This window comes from Polynucleobacter sp. MWH-HuK1, from assembly GCF_018881815.1.
Taxonomy (GTDB): Bacteria; Pseudomonadota; Gammaproteobacteria; order Burkholderiales; family Burkholderiaceae; genus Polynucleobacter.
Window position 1 is genome coordinate 1,989,047 of record NZ_JACVPP010000001.1, and the last position, 21,329, is coordinate 2,010,375.

Consider the following 21,329-nt stretch of genomic DNA (forward strand, 5'->3'; position numbering starts at 1 on the left):
GAGTTAGTGGGCTTTATGTAGATCCAACAACTTTAAGCGCTGCACCTTGCCAGACGGTCCACGCGGTAGGTCTTCCATGAACAGAATAATTTTGGGTGTTCTAAATTTCCCCAATTCTTTTACACAAAATGCGCGCATTTCGTCTTCAGTACATTTTGAGTCTGGCTTGAGAACAATGCAGACCATGATTTCTTGACCGTAGTTACTATCAGGAATGCCTACTGCAGCAGCATCCAATACTGCGGGATGCTTCAAGACTGCCTCATCGATTTCACGTGGAGCAATATTCTCCCCACCCTTGATGATCAACTCTTTGAGGCGCCCAGTAATGAAATAAAAACCGTCACCATCGCGCATACCCAGATCGCCAGTCTTTAACCACCCCTCGCTATCAAAGGCTTTAGCCGTCTCTTCCTCTGCTTTGTAATAAGCATTGAGCACATTACCACCACGAAGACAAATTTCACCCACGGCATTGTTACCAAGAAGGTTGCCATCGGGATCAATAACCTTAGCCTCGACACCACACGGTTGACCAGGACTACCGTAGCGTCTGCTTTCATCATGGGGATTACAGAAGACCATTGAGGCCGACTCTGTCATGCCCATCCCCTCAATGACAGTAATTCCAAAGAGCACTTCAAATTCACGATGATGCTCGGGCGGCAGAGGAGCAGAGGCAGATCGACCAAATCGAATCGACTTCAAGTCCTCGCGACTCGGTAATGCACCGCCACTCTTAGCAGCATTAATCAAATACGCAATAATGGTAGGCACCATATTGATCCAAGTGCAGCGATACTGAATCGCCAAACTCCACCAACTTGAAACAGAAAAAGCATGTGGAGCTACTACAGATCCACCGGATACAAATGGCGTAATTGTTGAAATGACTTGGCCGTTAATGTGGTAAATCGGTAGTGAGCTCAACACAACATCTGACTGTGTTAATGAGTGCCATGCAGCCATAGAGCGTGCAGCATGTAATAAATTAGCATGAGTAAGCAAGACGCCCTTAGGCGTTCCAGTTGTACCGGAGGTATACATCAAAAGAGCTGGCTGTGTAGACTCTACCGATGGCAATGTTCCAGACCCGCATTGCATAAAGGACCCCTCTGCAGCATCTGGATCAAGCTCAATGACCTTGAATTTTCTTTTAGTCTTCTCAAGAGCTAAAAATAATCCTTGTTTCTTATCGGGAGAGTAAAACAGCACCTCAATATCACTGTGATCTAACACCCAAGCAAGTTGATCGGTGGGCGCTAATAGATTTAAAGGGGTAATCACTCGCCCACAGGCCATAGTTGCCAAAAAAACTGTACTGGTTTGGCGACCGTTTTGCATAAAGAGACCAACATGGCCCTTTTCACTAATACTCTCTTGCTCTAACCAGGTTGCAAAATGACGTGCTTCCTTTGCGAGCTGCCCATAAGTTAAGGCAGCGCTAATTTCAGGGGCAAATAGAAAAGGTTTTTCAGGCTGAACCTTCTCCCAATATGAAAGCACCTCACCCAAACTCTTGCATGAAGCAGTCATCATCAAATTACGCCTGAGGATAGCGACTGAAATACTCTTTCAGCAAATCTTCAACTTTAGGGACATGCTCCGGAATGGGTCTAACCACCCTTGTAATATTGAGGTAGTGGCGATAGTTCATGTTCTCTGAAAAATTATTCTTGCCCCACGTTCCACAACCCATAGACAAAGAAAAAGGTAAGCCATTCTCAAAGCTACCACCAGTAGCAATCGCATGAGCCTGGTTAACGATGATTCTGGCAACAGGCAATTGCTGTGCAAGCGCGGCGGCGCGAGACTCTAAAGCCTCACCACTTTGTGCCGTATGCAAGCCAACAGAATGTCCAGCTCCCTGATAAGCGTAAACATTAGCAATTAATTCTTTGGCAGCTTCAAAATCTGCGGCCTTCCACACAGTCAGGACGGGGCTTAATTTTTCACCGGAAAAAGGAACCGACGGTCCATATCCCTGCTCTTCCACCATAAAGAATTTGGCAGATTTTGCTTTTGGGTTTTGCAACTGCGCACGCTCAGCAATCACCGCAGGATTTTGTGCAGTCAATGTAGAGGTAAGTTTTCCATTCTGAAACATGACAGCTTCCAGTCGCTTCTTATCAGCAGCATCTAACATCAACCCACCCGCAGCTTCAAGTGCATCAATTGCCTTGTCATAAACCTGAGAGCAAATCACTGCACCATTCTCACTAGAGCAACTTGTAGCGTTATCAAATGTTTTGGATTGCAGTATTTTATTAGCCGCACCAGCAAGATCAGCATACTCATCAATAATGACCAGAACATTACCAGCCCCAACACCAAAAGCAGGTGTGCCGCAGGTATATGCAGCACGAATATTTGCCTGTGATCCAGTTGCAACAACCAAGTCAGCCAAGCGCATCAATTCATTGGTGGAATCTTTGGTAATCGGAAATGGCAACATCTGCACTAAATCTCTCGGCGCTTTAACGATATCCAGTTGTTGATGCACAAACTCTAGTAAACGAGCGCAAGTAGAGTAGCCTTTGGGTGATGGCGCCACCACAACCGCGTTGCGACACTTCAAAGAATTTAAGATCTTATTAATTGGGGTTGCACCAGGATTGGTTGATGGCGTAATCGCTGCGACCACACCCACCGGACGAGCATACTCAGTCAACCCCGTCTTCAAATCTTCAGAAATAACCCCAACTGTCTTGGCATAACTTAGGTCACGCACTAAACCTAAAGTTTTTCTAAAGTTCTTTTTGAACTTATCAGCCACATCCCCTAAACCAGTATCTTTTACAGCAAGCTCTGCCAACTCTTGATTTCGCTTTGGCTCAAGAATCGCCCAGGCAACCGCCTCAACTACTAAGTTTACCTGAGCTTGTGTGTAACCCTCATATGTCTTCTGGGCTACGCGTCCACGTTCAACAATTGCTTCTACTGGCGTCATCATTAATATTCTTATCTTTTTTATTTAGCGTATGTCTTTACGGAGATTAGATTATTCAACCTTAATACCCGCATCTTTTGTTACTTTTTTCCATTTTGCTAATTCATTTTTAACAATTGCCCCCAGCTGCGCAGGAGTACTTCCAACTGCTTCTGCGCCTTGACCCAATAATTTTTCTTTTACTGCAGGCTCAGCAAGGACCTTGACTGTTGCCTTGTACAAGGTATCAATAATTGACTGCGGGGTTTTAGCTGGAACAAACATGGCATACCAAGAATCTACTTCGTAATCCTTGAAACCCAATTCAGCCATGGTTGGAACGTCTGGGAAAACTGGAGAGCGTTTTACGGTAGACACTGCTAAAGCACGCAGCTTTCCCGCCTTAACATAGTTAGCTGCAGCTGGAATTGAAACCCAAAGTAGCGGTACTTGACCAGCCATAACGTCAGTAACAGCCGGTCCGCCACCACGATAAGGGATATGGGTCATTGAAACACCAGCAGATCCAGCCATCATGGCGCCAGCCAAATGACCGGGCGATCCATTTCCTACAGAAGCATATGCAATAGAGTCTGGTTTTGCTTTTGCCATCTCAATGACTTCCTTCACTGACTTCGCTGGAAAATCTGGATTAGCTACTAATATTTGTGGCAAGGAAGCTACTAAAGAGACCGGTAAAAAATCTTTTTCAGTATCAAAAGCGAGCTTTGGATAAATTGCCGGATTGATAGTGTGTGAAGAGAGTGTAAATAAAACGGTATAGCCATCTGATGGCGCCTTAGCGGCAATATCGGTACCAATCGAACCGCCAGCACCGCCACGGTTATCAATAATGACCTGCTGACCGAGAGTTTGACTTAATGGCTCTTGCACAATACGCGCAATCACATCAGTTCCACCGCCCGGCGGATAAGGAACTATAAATTTGATTGGCTTATTTGGCCAAGCCTGTGCTTGAGCAAATTGCACCCAACCAAGAGAGCCCATAAAAGCGAGGATTGTTGACAGTACAGCGGCTAATAGATTGCTTCTACGCATGATCAATCTCCTATTTAGTAGTGCTACCTTTGAGCTTATCTTAGCCCTTATTTACTGTTTTAGTAAGCATAAATGATCTTATTAAACGGAACAAGTTGTTTCGTATAAGTAAAAATACTAACATTTTCCCTAGAATTTACAACCTTGTTCTATTAGAATGAACAAAATGACACATTTCATGAGATTTAACGCCCATGCTTGAATTAGACACCATAGAACAGCCTGATGCCGCCAAAAGAGACAGTTCCAGCGAGAACTCTTCCATGCTGAAGGGCGTGGTGATCCTGGAGGCTTTGGCAGCATTGCAGCAACCCGCCTCCCTAGCCCAGCTCATGCAAATTACCGGAATGCCAAAAGCATCCCTGCATAGAACTTTAGCCATTTTTGAAGAAGCTGGTTTAGTAGCTAGGGAGCCAGGCGGACGAACGTATGCCCCTGGCGTGCGGCTTTCTCATCTAGCGATGTCAACAATGACGCACGATAGTGTATCTGCTATTCGCCACACCATCCTGCGCGGCCTAGTCGCCGATCTAGGCGAAACCTGCAATCTTGCCGTCCTTAGACGCGGCGAACTGTTTTACTTGGATCGCGTTGAAGCTGACTGGGCTTTACGCCTTCACCTACCACCAGGCACAGTACTGCCACCGCATTGCAGTGCCAGCGGAAAATTACTTCTCGCTTACAAACCTGTGGATGAGCGCACCAAGATTTTAGAAAGTCTTCCGTTACAGCAATTTACTCACAGAACTATTACTGATCGTCACTTATTGGAATCAGAAATGGAAAGAATTGTGAGTACCGGCTATGCGGTAGATAACGAAGAATATGTATTGGGAGTTTCTTGTGTGGCAGTACCCGTCAAAGACTCGCTAGGCGAGGTAGTAGCAGCGATTGCCGTTCATGCGGCAACAGCAAGACTTCCTCTAAATCAAGCGATGGAGCATATTCCTAAGCTAAAAGAAGCGTCTGAGCGCATCTCTCAAACTCTCTCCTAATTAGCACAGCATCAAAGTCACCTCAGGACAAATCTAAACGTGAAATATCCGCTCTTAGAAAAAATGATTGAGGAGGCAAAGAGCGATCTACCTCTTGGGGTGGTCTACCCCCTCAGTGCACCAGCACTAGAAACTGTTTTCGATCTCATTAAAAGACAGTTATGCACTCCGATTTTGATAGGCCCTAAAAAGGAAATTGAAGAGCTTGCGGCAATCGAAGAGCTTTCTCTAAATGGCATACAGATTGTCGATACACCTAAAGATCCCATCTTGGCAACCAAGAAAGCAGTTGAGATGGTGAAAGAAGGCAAGCTAGCAGTTTTGATGAAGGGATCCTTGCACACCGAAGACCTCATGGGACCGATTGTGCATCGAGATGGATTGCGCACAGATAAACGCGTCAGTCACCTCTTTTTATTTGAGCTTGCTCGATACCATAAGCTGCTTGGCGTTACTGATGCTGTTGTGAATATTGCTCCAAATGCTCAACTTAAAAGAGAAATCCTAGCCAATAGCTTAGATGCTCTAAAGAGGTTAAGCATCAGCAACGTGAAAGTGGCAATCATTGCTGCAACTGAAGTGATTAACCCTGCAATGTCCTCTACAACGGATGCAAAAGAGATTGTTGATGAACACATTGCTCACCCTATTTTTCCAGATACGATTATTGAAGGCCCTTTTGGATTTGATAATGCGATTTCCGCACAGTCGGCCAGAACAAAAGGGATTTACTCAAAGGTGGCAGGCGATCCTGACCTACTTCTGATGCCTGATTTACAGGTAGGCAATATTCTTTATAAGTCCTTTGTCTATATGGCGGGTGCTGAATGTGCGGGCACCATTCTGGGTGCACAAGTGCCAATCACTCTGACCTCCAGATCTGATTCTGTTTTTTCTAGAGTGGCATCTACAGCGATGGCCATTCTGCTTGCCAAAAACCCTCAATAATTGAGAAGACTATGCTCAAAATATTTTCTAATGATCCAGTGCATGACCCAATTAAAAAGCAAGCACCTGCGACAGAGATCAAAAAAACCACCTGCTATATGTGCGCCTGTCGTTGCGGCATTCGAGCACATTTACGTGATGGCAAATTAGTCTATATCGACGGCAATCCTGAACACCCTTTAAACCAAGGCGTCATCTGCGCCAAAGGATCTTCGGGAATCATGAAGCAAAACTCACCTGCGCGCATCACGCAGCCGCTTTTGCGTAAAGTAGGAAGCGAAAGAGGGAATGGTGAGTTTGAGCCCATTAGCTGGGAAAAAGCGTTTGATATTTTGACTGAGCGTCTTGCGAAAATTCGCGCTACTGACCCAAAGAAATTTGCCCTTTTTACTGGTCGCGACCAAATGCAAGCCTTGACTGGCTTATTTGCAAGGCAGTTTGGCACGCCCAACTATGCAGCGCATGGCGGCTTTTGCTCTGTGAATATGGCTGCCGGCATGATCTATACCATCGGCGGAAGCTTCTGGGAATTTGGTGGTCCAGATTTGGATCAAGCAAAATTGTTTGTCATGATTGGCACAGCGGAAGATCACCATAGCAATCCGATGAAGATTGCTTTGTCCAAATTTAAACGAGCTGGCGGGCGCTTCATCTCTATCAACCCAGTAAGAACTGGCTACTCTGCTATTGCTGATGAATGGATTCCGATTAAACCAGGAACAGATGGCGCACTGTTCATGGCCTTGATGCATGAGCTGATTCGCCTTGAAAAGTACGATGCCCCATTCTTAAAGCGCTTTAGCAACTCAGCGCAATTGGTATGCGTGGATTCAGGTCCGGAAGAAGGTTTATTCCTGTATGACCCTGACTCTGACCCAATCAATACTGACTTGCCACACAACAAATATATCTGGGATGAAAAATCTCAAAGCGCTAAACCTTGTTTTGCGCAAGGAACATCGCCTGCCTTACTCGGCGAATATGTAATGGGTCCAGGCCCGCACCAAGGCAAGAAAGTGGCTCCTTCATTCGAGCTTCTCAAACGGCAAGTTAGTGAAACTACTCCAGAATGGGCTGCAGCTATCACCAGTATTCCAGCAGAACGTATTCGCAAGCTTGCTCTTGAAATGGCAGACACTGCATTCGGTCAAGAATTTAAATTACCGATTTCTTGGACAGACTCTTGGGGTGAAAAACATGACTCTGTAACTGGTAGGCCAGTTGCATTCCATGCCATGCGCGGCTTATCTGCCCACTCCAACGGATTTCAGACAACGCGTGGCCTAGCTGTCCTCATGTCGTTATTGGGCACCATTGATCGTCCAGGTGGTTTTAGACATAAAGCACCTTATCCAAGACAGGTGCCGCCCAATGCAAAACCTCCTTCTTCTGAAAATGACATCAAGCCAAATACTCCGCTAGCTAAGCCTCCACTCGGATGGCCTACACAGCCAGAAGATTTGGCGCTAGATTCTGATGGCAAACCGCTTCGTATTGACAAAGCTTATTCATGGGAGCATCCGTTAGCTGCGCACGGATTAATGCATAACGTCATTACCAACGCCGTCAAGGGCGACCCCTATTCAATTGATACGCTCATGATCTTCATGGCTAATATGTCATGGAACTCCACCATGAATACCATGGAAGTACGTGAACATCTCAATGCCAAAAATGATGATGGCGAATTTAAAATTCCATTCTTAGTGGTTTGTGATGCATTCCAGTCAGAGATGGTGGACTTTGCAGACTTAGTACTTCCTGATACAACCTATCTCGAGCGCCATGATGTCATGAGCATGCTTGATAGACCAATCTCAGAATTTGATGGGCCTGTTGATTCCGTACGCATCCCCGTCCTGGAGCCTTTAGGTGAATGCAAACCATTCCAGGAAGTCTTGATTGAATTGGCTTCGCGCTTAAAGTTCCCCGCCTTCACTACCCCAGAGGGTGAACGTAAGTTCAAAGATTACCCCGACTTTATTACCCGTTTCCAAACCACTCCTGACTCAGGAATTGGATTCTTAAGTGGATGGCGTGGTAAAGATGGTGATAAACCCTTGCGCGGCGAACCCAATCCAAATCAGTGGCAAAAATATGCTGAAAATAATTGTGTACATCAATACCACATGCCTCCAGAACATCAATACATGCGCAACTGGAACAAGGGCTATTTAGACTTCTCAAAAGAAAATGCTCTGCGTCAGAAGAATGATCCAATCATGATTGCGATCTACTCAGACATCTTGCAACGCTTTAGATTGGCATCTACTGGAAAGCGCCCAGGTGCACAACCTCCGGAGCACCTCAAAGCACGCATCTATAAATACTTTGATCCGCTGCCTTTCTGGTACCCGCCGCTGGAAGATGAGGCAACTGATCTCACTAAATTTACATTGAATGCAATTACCCAGCGTCCAATGGCAATGTATCACTCCTGGGACTCACAGAATGCTTGGTTAAGACAAATTCATAGCCACAACTATTTATATGTCAACACAGCCACCGCACTCAAGAGCGGCATCGCTGATGGCGCCTGGATGTGGATTGAATCTCAATGGGGCAAAGTCCGCTGCATGGCCAGACACTCAGAGGCGGTTGACCCTGGAACAGTATGGACCTGGAATGCCATTGGCAAAGCAGAATCCGCTTGGAGCTTAACGAACGATGCGGATGAATCTAAAAAAGGATTCTTGTTAAACCACCTCATCTCGGAAGAGCTTCCGCTTGGCGGGTTTACCGTTAGTAATTCCGATCCGATTACCGGGCAAGCTGGCTGGTATGACGTCAGAGTTCGATTGGCGCCTGCAGATGAAAATGAATCAAAAGAAACTTGGCCACAAGTAAAAGCATTTGAAGTGCCAGGAATGGCCCTCAAAAAATCGGGGGAGACAAAATGAGCAAAAAAAATAAACAACTAGCTCTCGTTATTGACTTAAATGTATGCGTGGGTTGTCATGCGTGCGTTACGTCTTGCAAGGAGTGGAACACCTCCGGCTCAGCTGGCCCGCTAACCGATCTTAATGCTTATGGGGCCAACCCAAGCGGCACATTCTTTAACAGAGTGCAAACCTTTGAAGCAGGTGTATTCCCGAATACGCAAACGGTTCACTTTCCAAAATCTTGCTTACATTGCGAAGACCCTCCCTGCGTTCCAGTTTGCCCTACAGGTGCAAGCTATAAACGCAAAGAGGATGGGATCGTACTTGTAGATTACGATAAATGCATTGGGTGCAGTTACTGCTCTTGGGCCTGCCCTTATGGTGCACGTGAGCTTGATCAAGAACGTCAGGTGATGACCAAATGCACGCTCTGCGTAGATCGTATCTATAGCGAGACGTTGCCAGAGGCCGAGAAAAAGCCAGCATGCGTGCTTGCCTGCCCTACTAGCGCGCGTATCTTTGGTGATGTCCATGATCCAGAGTCTGACGCCAGCAAAGCCATAGAGGAACGCTCAGGCTATGCACTCATGCCTGAATGGGAAACCCAACCCGCCAATCACTATTTACCGCGCTCCATTATGGAAACAATTGATGCAGCAAGGAATGACAAATAATGCGCCCACAATTTTCAATTATTTTCTTCACCACCTTAGCTGGAATGGCTCAAGGCCTATTATTTTTTATAGCGCTAGCAAACTTGCATAGCCAAGCCACTCCAAGCGCATTTCTTACAAGCCTTGCCCTACCGGTTGCTTTTGTACTGCTAGCCTTAGGATTGGTCGCCTCATTCTTTCACCTAGGTCACCCAGAGAGAGCATGGCGCGCTGCCATGATGTGGAGAACCTCCTGGCTATCAAGAGAAGTTATCGCTCTACCAGCAGTCATGGCTGTGACAGCAATCATTTACCTTTATGCACGCTTTAGCCAAGTACCGCAATGGCTATGGCTTGCCTTACTCTTCACTACGATAGCTCTTTGGGTATGCACCGCAAAGATCTATCAGTGCATTCGCTTCATTCAGGAATGGTCGCATCCCTCCACCCTAACTAACTTTATTCTACTAGGGATGACTTCAGGCTGGATTTTATTAGAACTATTGATTGCGGTTTGGGGTGATACCTCGGTACAGATGATTGATGCCCCGCTCTCCGTCATTGCTTTCTTCCTGTTATTTTTATCATTCAACCTGAAGCTCTGGATTTGGACTCGGAATCGCAAGCTAAAACCAAAGTCGAATCTTGCTTCCGCAACCGGAATCAAGGGTAACAATATCCGCCAAACCTCTATGGGGCTTATGGGTGGAAGCTTTAATACCCGTGAATTCTTTCACCATCAAACAGATAAAGTAATAGCTAATTTACGCAAGATCATTTTGCTTTGCGCATACGTGATCCCCATGATATTCATGGCCTATGCAATTGCTTCACCTAATTTCTTGGTGATCACATTGGCATTACTAATCAACTATGTTGGTTTGCTTGCTGAAAGATGGATGTTTTTTGCAGAAGCCAACCATCCACAAAATTTGTATTATCAACGAGTTTCTTAAGCACCACTGATGCCGATGGATCAATTCGCCGAACAGCTTATCCACGGCAGAACTCATATATCACCCAAAAGGTTGGGCAACCCAGGCCCCAGTCAAACTCAAAAAGAAACCATTCTCTTGGCAGCTAATGCCGCCCCCGACCACGGCAGAATGATGCCATGGCGTTTCATTGAGATTCGAGAAGGTAGTCGTCCCGCACTCGGAGAAGTCTTTCGTCAATGCCTATTAGATCGAGATCAAGAGGCTACTTTAATGCAGCAGCAGGAAGCTCTTGATAAGGCTTCTCGCGGACCGCTGCTATTACTTGCGGCAGTAAACTACAAAGACAGCAATGAAGATATTAGCAAGCAAGAAAAATTAATATCTCTTGGCTGCGCCATTCAAAATATTCTCTTAAGTGCTTATGCCTTTGGTTTTGGCTCAGGATTATCGAGTGGTAGAGCACTACAAAGCGATCGCATTAGGAAGTTATTTCAACTCACCGATGACGAAGAGCCTATCTGCTTTATTACGATCGGCACAGTATTAAAAAATAAGCCCGGTCGTATTCGGCCGAGCTTATCTGAATACCACTCCATTTTTTAAAAACTAGAGCACCTCAACTGTTTGGTTCTTAGTATCTATCCGAAGTCTAGCTCCGCTAGCGATAGCCAGAGTAATATCACAATCAAAACCACTCAACATGGGAATCCCTGCGTGAGCTGCACCTTGCGCCAAAATTGGATTGACTGCGTTAAAAATAATGGCTGATGGGCAAAGATTTCTAGACTTCATCTCATATAACATCCAAGCGCTCGCAACACCACCTTTAGCAGCATCCAATACTAAGATTTTATCTTTATAAGATTGGCCAAATAGCTTGTGTGCTGGTCGAGAAAATACGCCTTTAAGGCGATCTAAGTCATAACGAGCAGAAAAACCATCAGAGGCACTGAGGCATTCGCCCTCGATACTCTCGCCCTGAGCATGTTTAGCCTTGTATATTTTTGCACTCACTTAAGTCTCCCCGTCACAGCGGCTTGTACACAATCTTCCATTGATGCCAACATCGGTGTATAACCATAGCCACCTAAAATATTCACAATCTTTGCGCTATTCGTTGCCAATACCTTCCATCCATTTGTCTCGGCAATTTCCCTTGCATACGATTGATAAAAGCACATACCAGAAAATACTGTTCCACCAGCACTCTCAATCATTTCTGTATAGCCCATACGATCAGAGTCAGGCTTCACTTGTGGGCTTGTCATAGCTAGCAAAGGTTTAATAAATTTCTTCCCATTACATAGCTCTGCAATGCTCTTCATTTCCATTAGGCTTAATTGTGGGGCCGAAAATACTACAACATCAATTTCCTCCGCAATTCGGTATGAGCTCTGTAAACCCATTACCTCCTCTTTGGTAATAAGAACTTCAGGGAGATGTAAATACTCCAGATCTCTCGCATGCAGAGCTTCTGGCGTAATACCTAATACGTGGAATAAAGCAGTAGAACCAAAGCTGGCCATGGCTGCTCCAAAATGCTTCATAGCATCAGAACCTGGATGACCCTCAATTCCCTCAAGCACTGGTACCGACCAATAATTACCAGATTTCTTTCCAATCAATCCACCCAATGCACCCCACTCATTTAATGTTTGAGGTGTCCATGAAGTTTTAAAGCGATGCGTTGGCTTGCGATGAAGGTCTAAGTGATAGCCATAACGCGGTGTTCTGCCGGTAAGGCCCGCTGCCAAGGCAGAAGGGCCGCCCTCAAAATTAGATCTTGCCCCACAAACACTGTTTGAATAAATTACCACACCCGTATCACCAAATGCCAAATGCTCGCCATACACTGGAGCCATAATCGTTTGATAATTAATACAGGTATCCGTCATTGATACACCCATTTTGACAAATGCATCAATCGCCCGCTTCTCCAAGTCGAGCATCTTTTCGGTTTGACCTAATTGTTTTGCCTTTGTGAAATCCGTTCCTCTTGGGTCGGTAATGGTTGGAATGCGAACCATGCGATCTGTCACGGAATTTTTCGCCAGCCCCTCCAACCATTCAACACCAGCTTCGCCCAGACTCTCGGTATCTGCCATGATATGCGCCTGAGATACGGAAACTAAGTCTTCGGCTCCAAAAAATTCACCAACCTTAATTTGGTGTTGAATTGCAATTTGTCTAACTGGACCAAACTCTCCGGCAAGCATTGCCTTTTCTTCTGCGTTAAGTTTCATTTTTTCTCTTATTAACTATTAATCAACAGTAGCGCCAGAGTCACGAACTACCCTAGCCCACTTAGCGATTTCACTTGTTTGAAAGCTAGCTAAACTTTCTTTAAAGTCAGTATTTGGCTGCACTCCCAAGTTACCCAAACGCTCCTTGAAAGCCGCTGATTGCGCCACCTTTTCAGTATCTATTCTTAGTGTTTTGGTAATTGGCTCGGGCAATTTAGCTGGGGCAAATAAAGCCCACCAAGCAGTGGATTCAAATTGTGGATAACCAAGCTCAGCCACCGTTGGCACATTAGGCAATAAGGGTGAACGCGTCTTACTTGTAACCGCTAAAGCACGCAATTTACCTGAAGTAATATGGGGCAATACTGACTGAATAGGATCAAACATTAAGGGAATTTGACCCCCAATCAAATCAGTTACAGCTGGAGCGCTACCCTTATAAGGGATATGCTTGAATTTAATTTGAGCAGTTGATTCGAATAAGGCTCCGGTTAAATGTCCTGGCGTTCCATTTCCTGCGGTGCCATAGGCAAGAGTGTCGGGCTTTAAACGAGCTTCCGAAACCAACTCAGCAAGTGTTTTAATTTTATCGCTTGAATTAACGACAATAACCACTGGCGCGGTCGCCACCAATGCAATTGGCGTGAAATCTCGAGTCATATCATATGGCAACTGTTTGTACAAACTGCCATTTATCGCATTTGTACCCACCGTTCCCATGAACAAGGTATAACCATCAGGCGGCGACTTGGCTACAAGATCAGCTCCAATTGAACCCCCAGCGCCACCTTTATTTTCAATAATCACCTGCTCTTTGAGGCGCTCACCCAATAGCGCTGCCAATGGTCTAGCGACAATATCAGTCGGCCCCCCAGGAGGAAAGGGAACAATTAAGCGGATAGACTTGCTTGGGTAGGTGTCTGCAAATCCAATTCCGCACACAAACGACAACCCCAAGAACATAAATACGCATTTGCAAGCATGCATTATTGATCGTTGCATATTAAGAACCCCTGTCTAAAAAAGGTATTAACAGGCACACATTAAATGAATTAATACATAATGTATATTTATATTAATTTAATTTATATATAAGTGATTCTTATGAATTTAAAACAAATTGATCTTCGCTTGTTGCGCAGCTTCATTGCAACAGCTCGGGCAGGCAATTTTGTAAAAGCTTCGCGAACCCTACACATTACTCAATCAGCTCTCTCTCAACAGATGAAAGAGTTATCAAGTCATCTCACACTTCCTTTATTTGAAAAAAAGGGGCGCCAACTCATTTTGACCAAATTTGGCAACCAACTACTGCATAAAATTAATCCTCTTCTAGAGCAGCTAGAGGAAATTTTGTTGCAAAGCCCATATGAAAACAAGAATATTGTTGGAAAAATGAAGGTAGCAGCAACAAGCACATACTCAAAAACAATTGCATTACCGACATGCATGAAATTGATACTCGAGAATCCAAGCCTTAATATTGATCTAAAGGAATTATCCGCTCAGAAAGCCGTTGAACAATTACTGGAAGGCGAGATTGATATCGCCATACTCCCTCAAGATTACCAGCTGCCTGATTTACAGTGGCAAGAGCTTATTTCAGAGCAATTTTCTGTCATCGGAACCCCGGATTTGATTAAAAAATTGCCGCACAATTTAAACTTAAAATTCTTGGAAAAATATCAATTGGGCGCGCTAAACACACAATTTTTAATGCGTCAGAAAATAGATTCCCAAGCGCGCATGCAAGGGGTTTCTCTTAATATTCGCATGGAAGTTTCAACCATGGGTGATCTCTTAGAAATAGCCAAATCAGGAGAGATGCTTGTCCTTGGAAGCCCCATCTCCTTAAGAAAAAAAGATAAGTTGCAATCGAAAGAAATCAAAGGAGATTTGCTTACAAGAAGCGCGGCTATTTGCTGGAGAAAAAATAAGTTCGTTACAAATGCAATGATGGCTTTTCAAAAATGCGCCTCAGATATTTCGGAGATGCTCGCCGTTGAGATAAAAAATAAAAAACCCGGAACTAACCGGGCTTTTTAATCAATCATCTAATTTATACGTAATCTTTATATTTATCCAAGAAGCGTACTGGCTTGGATAAAGCATCGCGACGGAACGGATCACCAAGCTCACGAGTACACATAATCTCGATTACACAGGTCTTACCTTCCTTCATCTGCATATCAACAGCCTTCTTCAGGGCCGGCCCAACTTGATCAAGCTGGTCAACCACGATGCCTTCCGCACCCATTGATTTTGCGATACCGGCAAAGCTTGGGCTCTCAAGCTCGCCTGCCACAAAGCGACGGTTATAAAAGTCAACTTGGTTCTTTTTCTCGGCGCCCCACTGACGATTATGGAAGACAACTGCTGTAACAGGAATATCGTGACGAACGGCAGTCAAAATCTCCACCATGCTCATTGCCCAAGCACCATCTCCAGCGTAGGCAATCGCAGGGCGATTGGGTGCAGCAGCCTTAGCTCCAATAATTGTTGGCAACGCATAACCGCAGTTGCCAAAGCTCATTGGGGCAAAGAAACTACGTGGCTTTTCAAAGCGGAGATAGCTATTGGCAACTGAGTTGATGTTACCGATATCGGTAGATACCATCACGTCAGCAGGCATAGCCTTCTCAAGCTCACGAAGAACTTGACGGGGATGCAAGTAATGACCACCTGTTGGCGTTACTTCTTTTTTCTGCTCTTCAATCATATCCAAGCTGAATGGGTCTTTTTCGTGAGTCCACTCATCCAACTCTTTTTCCCATGCTGCTTTTTCTGCAGCAATTATTTTGGCACGCTCTGCTTTAGTTGCATCACAAGCTAATTTCTTGCCTTCTAAACGCTTAGTCAATGCAACGGCAGCAGCTTTAGCATCACCGCAAATACCTACGGAAATTTTCTTCACCAAGCCGAGCATCTTATTGTCTGCATCGATCTGAATGATCTTGGCATTTTTTGGCCAGTAGTCCATACCATGCTGTGGCAATGTGCCGAATGGTCCAAGACGTGAACCTAATGCAACCACGACGTCAGCCTGGGCGATCAACTTCATCGCAGCCTTAGAACCTTGATAACCTAGAGGGCCACACCATAATGGGTGGCTAGCAGGGAATGAATCATTGTGTAAGTAACTATTAACTACTGGGGCACCAAGGCGCTCAGCAAATGCCTTGCACTCCTCTACTGCATCACCCATCACAACGCCACCACCAGAAATAATGACTGGGAACTTAGCGTTAGCCAGGAGTTCTGCCGCTTCATCCAAACTCTTCTCGCCACCAGGACCGCGATCAAGGCGATTAGGTTGTGGAATTTCCACTTCGATCTCGCCATAAAAATAATCACGTGGAATATTCAATTGAGTTGGACCCATCTCTGATAGAGCGCGATCAAAACAGCGGCCAGTAAATTCAGCCATACGCTTAGGATTGTTCACGTGTCCTTGATACTTTGTGAACTCTTCGAACATTGGCAATTGATTGGCTTCTTGGAAACCACCCAAGCCCATGCCCATTGTTCCTGTTTCAGGTGTAATGATCACAACAGGACTATGCGCCCAGTAAGCAGCAGCAATTGCAGTGACACAGTTGCTAATGCCAGGTCCATTTTGTCCGATCACTACACCATGATTTCCACTAACGCGCGCATAGCCATCGGCCATATGTGCGGCACCTTGCTCATGAACAACCGGAATCAAACGAATACCTGCTGGAGCAAAAATATCCATCGCATCCATAAAGGCTGAACCCATGATTCCAAAGATATCCTTCACCTTATTGGCGACCATGGTCTCCACAAATGCTTCGGAAGGGGTCATTTTTTGTGGGCCGGTAGGTAAATTAGCGCCAGACTTAGACATAAAGCTCTCCTAGGTATTCAATTAAACGGAACATTTTGTTCTACAATATGAATAATAATAGCGTATTTTTACCAAAGTCAAGCATATAAACCCCAATCTGGAATATATTTGACAACATATTAAGACTTTTAAAGGCAAGGAAATGGCTGAAAGCACCTCTTCTATTGATTTAATGGGTTTACAGCCTGAAAAACGGGTTTTGCTTCATACCGCTTTCCCAGAATGTCGTGGCTTTGCGGACTTTGATATCCCCGCATTCAAGCAAGCTAGCGAACTTGTGCCAGCAATTGATCCAAGCTACCAACTCAATCCAGAGGCCACATTGGCAATTCTGGCGGGCTTTGCTTTCAATCGCAGAGTCATGCTGCAAGGAATGCATGGCACCGGTAAATCGACTCATATAGAGCAAGTAGCTGCCAGATTAAATTGGCCTTGCTTGCGAATTAATCTAGATGGGCAAATTACCCGCATGGATCTTATTGGCAAAGATGTCATTAGCCTAGTGGATGGCAAACAAATTACTCGCTTTCAAGAAGGGCTCATTCCCTGGAGTTTGCAACGTCCTGTTGCACTCATCCTCGATGAGTACGATGCAGGCCAACCAGATGTAATGTTTGTCATTCAAAGAATGTTGGAGCGAGAAGGTCGCCTCACCTTGCTTGATCAAAATAGAGTGATCAATCCTAATTCTGCATTTCGAATCTTTGCTACTAGCAATACGGTTGGTCTTGGCAATTGGAATGGCTTATATCAAGGCACGCAATTGCTGAATCACGGTCAAATGGATCGCTGGGACATTGTTGCAGCGTTGAACTATCTAGAGCCGCAGGAAGAGCAGAAGATTTTGATGGCTAAAGTACCGGAGTTATCGGATACGCAGGCAAAGGCAATGATTAGCCTTGCGAATCTTACTAGAAGTGGCTTTGCTGCGGGTGATATTTCCACATTAATGTCGACTAGAACACTGATTACCTGGGGTGAAAACTGGCGCATCTTTAAAGACTTACAGATTGCGTTTTCTCTGGCATTTTTAAATAAATGCGAATCAGAAGAAAAAACCTTGGTTGCAGAATATTACCAACGATGCTTCGCCAGTGAACTAGATTTAGATAACAAATAAACCAAGCGAATTTACGCCTACCTTGCAAACCCAAACCCATCTAGATTTCGAACAACAGCAACAATATGGGGCAATGATTAGGTCATTGTCCAGGGAAAAAAGCGCACAAATTAGAGACTGGCAACTCTTTCATAATGCAGCTCCATTAGAGTCAATCGCTCCACACCTCAATCTAGAAAATCTAAAAGCATCGTGGGCCTACCCACGCGGTGTATTAGATGGCATCGCATTACGCCTACGCCATTCGGATGCAGCCTTACATACTTCACTCGCTCCAGAAGGCATGATCGAATCTTTAATATTTGAAGTCTTGGAGCAGATCCGAGTTGAAAGCAACTGTCCTGAAGAGCTGAGGGGATGTCGTAAGAATACTCAGGCTCAATTTATTGCCTGGATGCAGCAATTTATTGCCAGTGGTGGCGTTGAAGGCAGTATTGGTCTACTGTTAGTCACCATTTTTTCAACTGTATGGATGAAGCTCAATAGCCAACCAATTCCACAGTTAATGCAAGATATTGTTGAAGCTACTAGGGCAGGCATAGCACAAGAAATGGGGCCACTGTTGGTAAAGCTAAAAGCAAGTCGCAATGATCAGGAGGCGTATGCACAAGTAGTCCATGAAGTAATTGGCTTAGCCTCTGGATTAATTGCGGACGAGTATCGCAATAACCCCAGCATTCGCACTAAACGCAAAAATCAAAGTGCCACCCATCTCAAAATCGAATGGGTGCCTCCTCATGCTGGAAAAGTAGCAGTAGACTTTAAGAGTCCTGCTAGCAACTCTAGTGAGCAGCGTCTCACGCTCAAAAAGTCACTCGAAAAATATCATGTATATAACTCAAGCTATGACAGCGAATCCGAGGCTAAGAAAAAAATTCGGTCCGCACAATTAGTCACCTACCAAGACCAACTTAATCAAGAAATTGCCAAACAAAATATCCCTTGGGCCAAGCTTATTCGGATCTATCAGCAAATTTTCTCTAGTCAACTCCCAAAACGATGGCAAACCACCGAGGCAGAAGGCTTACTTGATCGTCGCTATCTTATACGCAGCGTTACCTCACCCTTACAGCCAGCTTTATATAAGCAGCTAGCAACTACCAGCAAGGTAAATGCAAAAACAACACTGCTGATCGATTGCTCTGGATCCATGAAAGAGCAGCGCGTCAAAATTGCAGCCTGCGTAGATTCCCTGGTGAGAATACTGGAGCAAGTAGGCATCAAAACAGAGGTTCTTGGTTACAGTACCAGCTCATGGCAAGGTGGAAGACCGTTTAAAGAATGGCGTAAAAATGGTCAGCCTCCAAATCCCGGGCGCCTCAATGAACGAGCTCACTGGATCTTTAAGGACTTTGATACAAACTGGAGAAGATCTCGAGCAGGGATCGCCGCTCTATTACGTCCTGAAATTTATGCGGAGAGTATTGATGGTGAGGCTCTCATTTGGGCAGCTGAACGCCTACAAAATAGTAGCGGCAGCCAACACACCAATAATATGTTGATTCTATTTTCTGATGGCTGCCCAATGGATCGGGCAACCATCGAGGCAAATGGAGAGGAGTTTCTGAAGAATCATCTTCTACAAGCCATTGCTTGGTGCGAGCAACAACCTCATCTTCAACTTTGGGGCTGCGGCATTGGTTCTGAACTGCGCTCAGCCTTTCAACACCGCCTTAGCTGGGATGAAGATCCCAACAATATCGCTAGCACCCTAAAAAATTGGGCGAGCGAATTCAAAGCATCATCCTTTACAAACAAAAAATATCTATAACTAAACAAACGGAGAAAAACAGTATGTCACTCTTTAAAAGTACTTTTATAAAGCAGAAAAAATGGGTTGCCATGCTTTGTTATGCGCTTGGCATTTTGGGTTCTACCAATCTAGCCGCACAATCATGGCCCGATAAGCCCATCAAAATGATTGTTCCATTTGCTGCAGGCGGAAGCGCAGACATTTTAGGCAGGATCCTTTCCCAAGAACTCAGCAAAAATCTTGGGCAAAACGTGATTGTTGAAAATCGCGGGGGAGCAGGCGGTAATATTGGGGCTGAACTAGTAGCTAAATCTCCAGCTGATGGCTACACCATTCTCCTAGCATCCGGCAGCATGATGACTGTGAATCCCTTTATCTATAAAAAGGCATCCATTAACTATGCTAAAGACTTAACTTACATCACCACCATAGCAACAGTGCCGATGGTCATTGCAGTAAACCCAAAGCTTCCAGCCAATACGCTTCCTGAACTGATCGCTTTAGCTAAAACCAAAGAACTCAATTTTGGATCTGCAGGTATCGGCAGCCAGATACATATGGCCAATGAAAACTTTATTTATGCAGCCGGAATTCAAGCAACACACGTACCTTATAAAGGCGAGAACCCTGCTTTGAATGACCTGATAGCTGGGCAAATTGATTTCATGGCTGGTAACTTCCCTGCAACCGGTGGGTTCGCTAAAGCAGGTCAAGTGAAAGCGCTAGCTGTTACTAGCAGCAAGCGATTAAAACAGTTACCTAATGTTCCTACCGTCTCAGAAGCTGCGATTCCTGGATTTGAAAATACTGGCTGGTTCGCTTTGGCGGTTCCAATGGGAACGCCACAATCCATTATCGATAAGATTTACGTAGCAACCGAGAAATCCTTTAAGGCACCTTCTCTACTTGCCAACCTTGACACCAACGGTCTAACACCGATGATGATGAAGAGCAAAGATGTTGATGCCAAAATACAGACCGAGTCTGCAAACTGGGAAAAAGTGATTAAGGCGCGGAATATTCCAACTCAATAATTACAAAAACCATCAAAGAAAAAGCCACCCCGAAGGATGGCTTGAAAGATTTTTTGGAGGTACTACCTAAAGAATGAACTACAAATTCATATTAATACTCTGGAAATCTCCGCCCGAGGGCAATTGCATGATTACAGGGATTAATGCATCAATCTGGTGCATTAATCCCTATTTTTTAGAGTTTAGGCTTCTTAATTGCTAATGGCAAATCCTTGGTAGTGGCATAGAAAACCACTAACTCAACTGGCACAGAGCCTTGATTAATACCGTGATGCCATTTTTCAACCATCTCGATCACAACTTCGCCCTTTTTAAAGTTGCGCTGAATACCACCCTCTTGAAAGACTGTCAGCTCCCCATCTATTACATAGGCGGCATTAATTGCAGGATGCTCATGAGTCGGCAAGGCGGTTTGCGGTGAAATGGTAAATCGCATTACAGCAACTCCGTCACTACCCCAGGATAATTTTCATCTGCGTGTACTGGAGTAATTGAAGCAAAAGCTAACGCAAATAGAGTTAGTGAAAATTTCACCAATCTCATAATGAAATCTTAATGATTTTCTTTAGCGTGATTAATTGAGTATTTTGGAATTTCAATTACAAGATCCTGTTTTGCCACAATAGCCTGGCAAGACAAACGAGACTGAGGATTCAAACCCCAAGCACGATCAAGCATGTCTTCCTCGTTCTCATCAGGCGGATTGAGACTTTGAAAACCTTCCTTTACGATTACATGACAAGTAGTGCAAGCACACACCATATCACAGGCATGTTCAATTGGAATATCGTTCTCTAATAAAGCCTCACAAATCGAAGTACCCGGGGCAACTTCAACAACTGCGCCCTCAGGGCAATACTCACTATGCGGTAGGACAACGATTTGGGTCATGATTCTGTTCTGCTTA

General features: G+C 44.8%; 19 protein-coding genes. 10 read left to right on the top strand and 9 right to left on the bottom strand.

Going from position 1 to position 21,329, the window contains the following annotated elements:
* Nucleotides 1–3: 3 nt before the first annotated feature.
* The 3 genes from ICE93_RS10225 to ICE93_RS10235 are packed head-to-tail and all read right to left on the bottom strand — an operon-like array spanning nt 4 to nt 3,988.
* Nucleotides 4–1,539, bottom strand: a complete 1,536-nt coding sequence (locus ICE93_RS10225) for a class I adenylate-forming enzyme family protein (RefSeq protein WP_216187888.1) — start codon at nt 1,537–1,539, stop codon at nt 4–6.
* A gap of 4 nt (nt 1,540–1,543) precedes the next feature.
* On the bottom strand, nt 1,544–2,953 hold the full coding sequence (locus ICE93_RS10230) for an aldehyde dehydrogenase family protein (protein ID WP_216187889.1): 1,410 nt from the start codon (nt 2,951–2,953) through the stop codon (nt 1,544–1,546).
* 48 nt (nt 2,954–3,001) lie between these two features.
* The gene (locus tag ICE93_RS10235; protein ID WP_216187891.1) at nt 3,002–3,988 is read right to left on the bottom strand and encodes a tripartite tricarboxylate transporter substrate binding protein; all 987 of its coding nucleotides are present in this window, start codon (nt 3,986–3,988) and stop codon (nt 3,002–3,004) included.
* 194 nt (nt 3,989–4,182) lie between these two features.
* Here ICE93_RS10235 and ICE93_RS10240 point away from each other — a divergent pair, with 194 nt between their 5' ends.
* From ICE93_RS10240 to ICE93_RS10265, 6 genes are read left to right on the top strand one after another with little or no spacing between them, the layout of a single operon-like run.
* Entirely contained in the window at nt 4,183–4,983 is an 801-nt protein-coding gene (locus ICE93_RS10240) for an IclR family transcriptional regulator (protein WP_255554627.1), read from the top strand.
* Between the two features lie 39 nt (nt 4,984–5,022).
* Nucleotides 5,023–5,931 carry a bifunctional enoyl-CoA hydratase/phosphate acetyltransferase gene (locus ICE93_RS10245; RefSeq protein WP_370624611.1) on the top strand — a complete coding sequence of 303 codons (909 nt, stop codon included), beginning with the start codon at nt 5,023–5,025 and terminating at the stop codon, nt 5,929–5,931.
* A gap of 11 nt (nt 5,932–5,942) precedes the next feature.
* Entirely contained in the window at nt 5,943–8,831 is a 2,889-nt protein-coding gene (locus tag ICE93_RS10250; RefSeq protein WP_216187893.1) for a molybdopterin oxidoreductase family protein, read from the top strand.
* Nucleotides 8,828–9,487, top strand: a complete 660-nt coding sequence (locus ICE93_RS10255; RefSeq protein WP_216187894.1) for a 4Fe-4S dicluster domain-containing protein — start codon at nt 8,828–8,830, stop codon at nt 9,485–9,487. Before ICE93_RS10250 ends, ICE93_RS10255 begins: the two co-directional genes overlap by 4 nt.
* Entirely contained in the window at nt 9,487–10,422 is a 936-nt protein-coding gene (locus ICE93_RS10260) for a DmsC/YnfH family molybdoenzyme membrane anchor subunit (protein WP_216187897.1), read from the top strand. The genes ICE93_RS10255 and ICE93_RS10260 overlap by 1 nt, the downstream gene beginning before the upstream one ends.
* Before the next feature lie 15 nt (nt 10,423–10,437).
* On the top strand, nt 10,438–11,007 hold the full coding sequence (locus ICE93_RS10265) for a nitroreductase family protein (RefSeq protein ID WP_216187900.1): 570 nt from the start codon (nt 10,438–10,440) through the stop codon (nt 11,005–11,007).
* Nucleotides 11,008–11,010: 3 nt separating this feature from the next.
* On the opposite strand, the gene ICE93_RS10270 is transcribed toward ICE93_RS10265, so the two are convergent.
* From ICE93_RS10270 to ICE93_RS10280, 3 genes are read right to left on the bottom strand one after another with little or no spacing between them, the layout of a single operon-like run.
* Nucleotides 11,011–11,418 carry an aconitase X swivel domain-containing protein gene (locus ICE93_RS10270; RefSeq protein ID WP_216187902.1) on the bottom strand — a complete coding sequence of 136 codons (408 nt, stop codon included), beginning with the start codon at nt 11,416–11,418 and terminating at the stop codon, nt 11,011–11,013.
* Entirely contained in the window at nt 11,415–12,647 is a 1,233-nt protein-coding gene (locus tag ICE93_RS10275) for an aconitase X catalytic domain-containing protein (protein WP_216187905.1), read from the bottom strand. Before ICE93_RS10275 ends, ICE93_RS10270 begins: the two co-directional genes overlap by 4 nt.
* Nucleotides 12,648–12,665: 18 nt before the next feature.
* Nucleotides 12,666–13,649 (bottom strand): tripartite tricarboxylate transporter substrate binding protein, encoded by a 984-nt coding sequence (locus tag ICE93_RS10280; RefSeq protein ID WP_255554628.1) that lies wholly within the window; start codon nt 13,647–13,649, stop codon nt 12,666–12,668.
* A 102-nt stretch (nt 13,650–13,751) separates the two neighbouring features.
* On the opposite strand from ICE93_RS10280, the gene ICE93_RS10285 reads away from it, so the two are divergent.
* Nucleotides 13,752–14,693, top strand: a complete 942-nt coding sequence (locus tag ICE93_RS10285) for a LysR substrate-binding domain-containing protein (protein ID WP_216187908.1) — start codon at nt 13,752–13,754, stop codon at nt 14,691–14,693.
* Between the two features lie 13 nt (nt 14,694–14,706).
* Here the strand turns inward: ICE93_RS10285 and xsc are convergent, their stop codons facing one another.
* Nucleotides 14,707–16,515 carry a sulfoacetaldehyde acetyltransferase gene (gene xsc / locus ICE93_RS10290; protein WP_216187911.1) on the bottom strand — a complete coding sequence of 603 codons (1,809 nt, stop codon included), beginning with the start codon at nt 16,513–16,515 and terminating at the stop codon, nt 14,707–14,709.
* Between the two features lie 142 nt (nt 16,516–16,657).
* Between xsc and ICE93_RS10295 the strand changes: the two genes are divergently transcribed.
* The 3 genes from ICE93_RS10295 to ICE93_RS10305 all read left to right on the top strand — a co-directional run bounded on the left by ICE93_RS10295 (nt 16,658) and on the right by ICE93_RS10305 (nt 20,422).
* Entirely contained in the window at nt 16,658–17,635 is a 978-nt protein-coding gene (locus ICE93_RS10295) for an AAA family ATPase (protein WP_255554629.1), read from the top strand.
* A gap of 73 nt (nt 17,636–17,708) precedes the next feature.
* A complete protein-coding gene (locus tag ICE93_RS10300; protein ID WP_216187914.1) occupies nt 17,709–19,406 on the top strand; it encodes a hypothetical protein in 1,698 nt (565 codons plus the stop codon).
* A 23-nt stretch (nt 19,407–19,429) separates the two neighbouring features.
* Nucleotides 19,430–20,422 (top strand): tripartite tricarboxylate transporter substrate binding protein, encoded by a 993-nt coding sequence (locus ICE93_RS10305; protein ID WP_216187917.1) that lies wholly within the window; start codon nt 19,430–19,432, stop codon nt 20,420–20,422.
* Between the two features lie 175 nt (nt 20,423–20,597).
* Here the strand turns inward: ICE93_RS10305 and ICE93_RS10310 are convergent, their stop codons facing one another.
* Nucleotides 20,598–20,858, bottom strand: coding sequence for a cupin domain-containing protein (locus ICE93_RS10310; RefSeq protein WP_216187920.1), 261 nt, complete (start codon nt 20,856–20,858; stop codon nt 20,598–20,600).
* A 116-nt stretch (nt 20,859–20,974) separates the two neighbouring features.
* On the bottom strand, nt 20,975–21,313 hold the full coding sequence (gene fdx, locus ICE93_RS10315) for an ISC system 2Fe-2S type ferredoxin (RefSeq protein WP_215348652.1): 339 nt from the start codon (nt 21,311–21,313) through the stop codon (nt 20,975–20,977).
* Between the last annotated feature and the right edge of the window lie 16 nt (nt 21,314–21,329).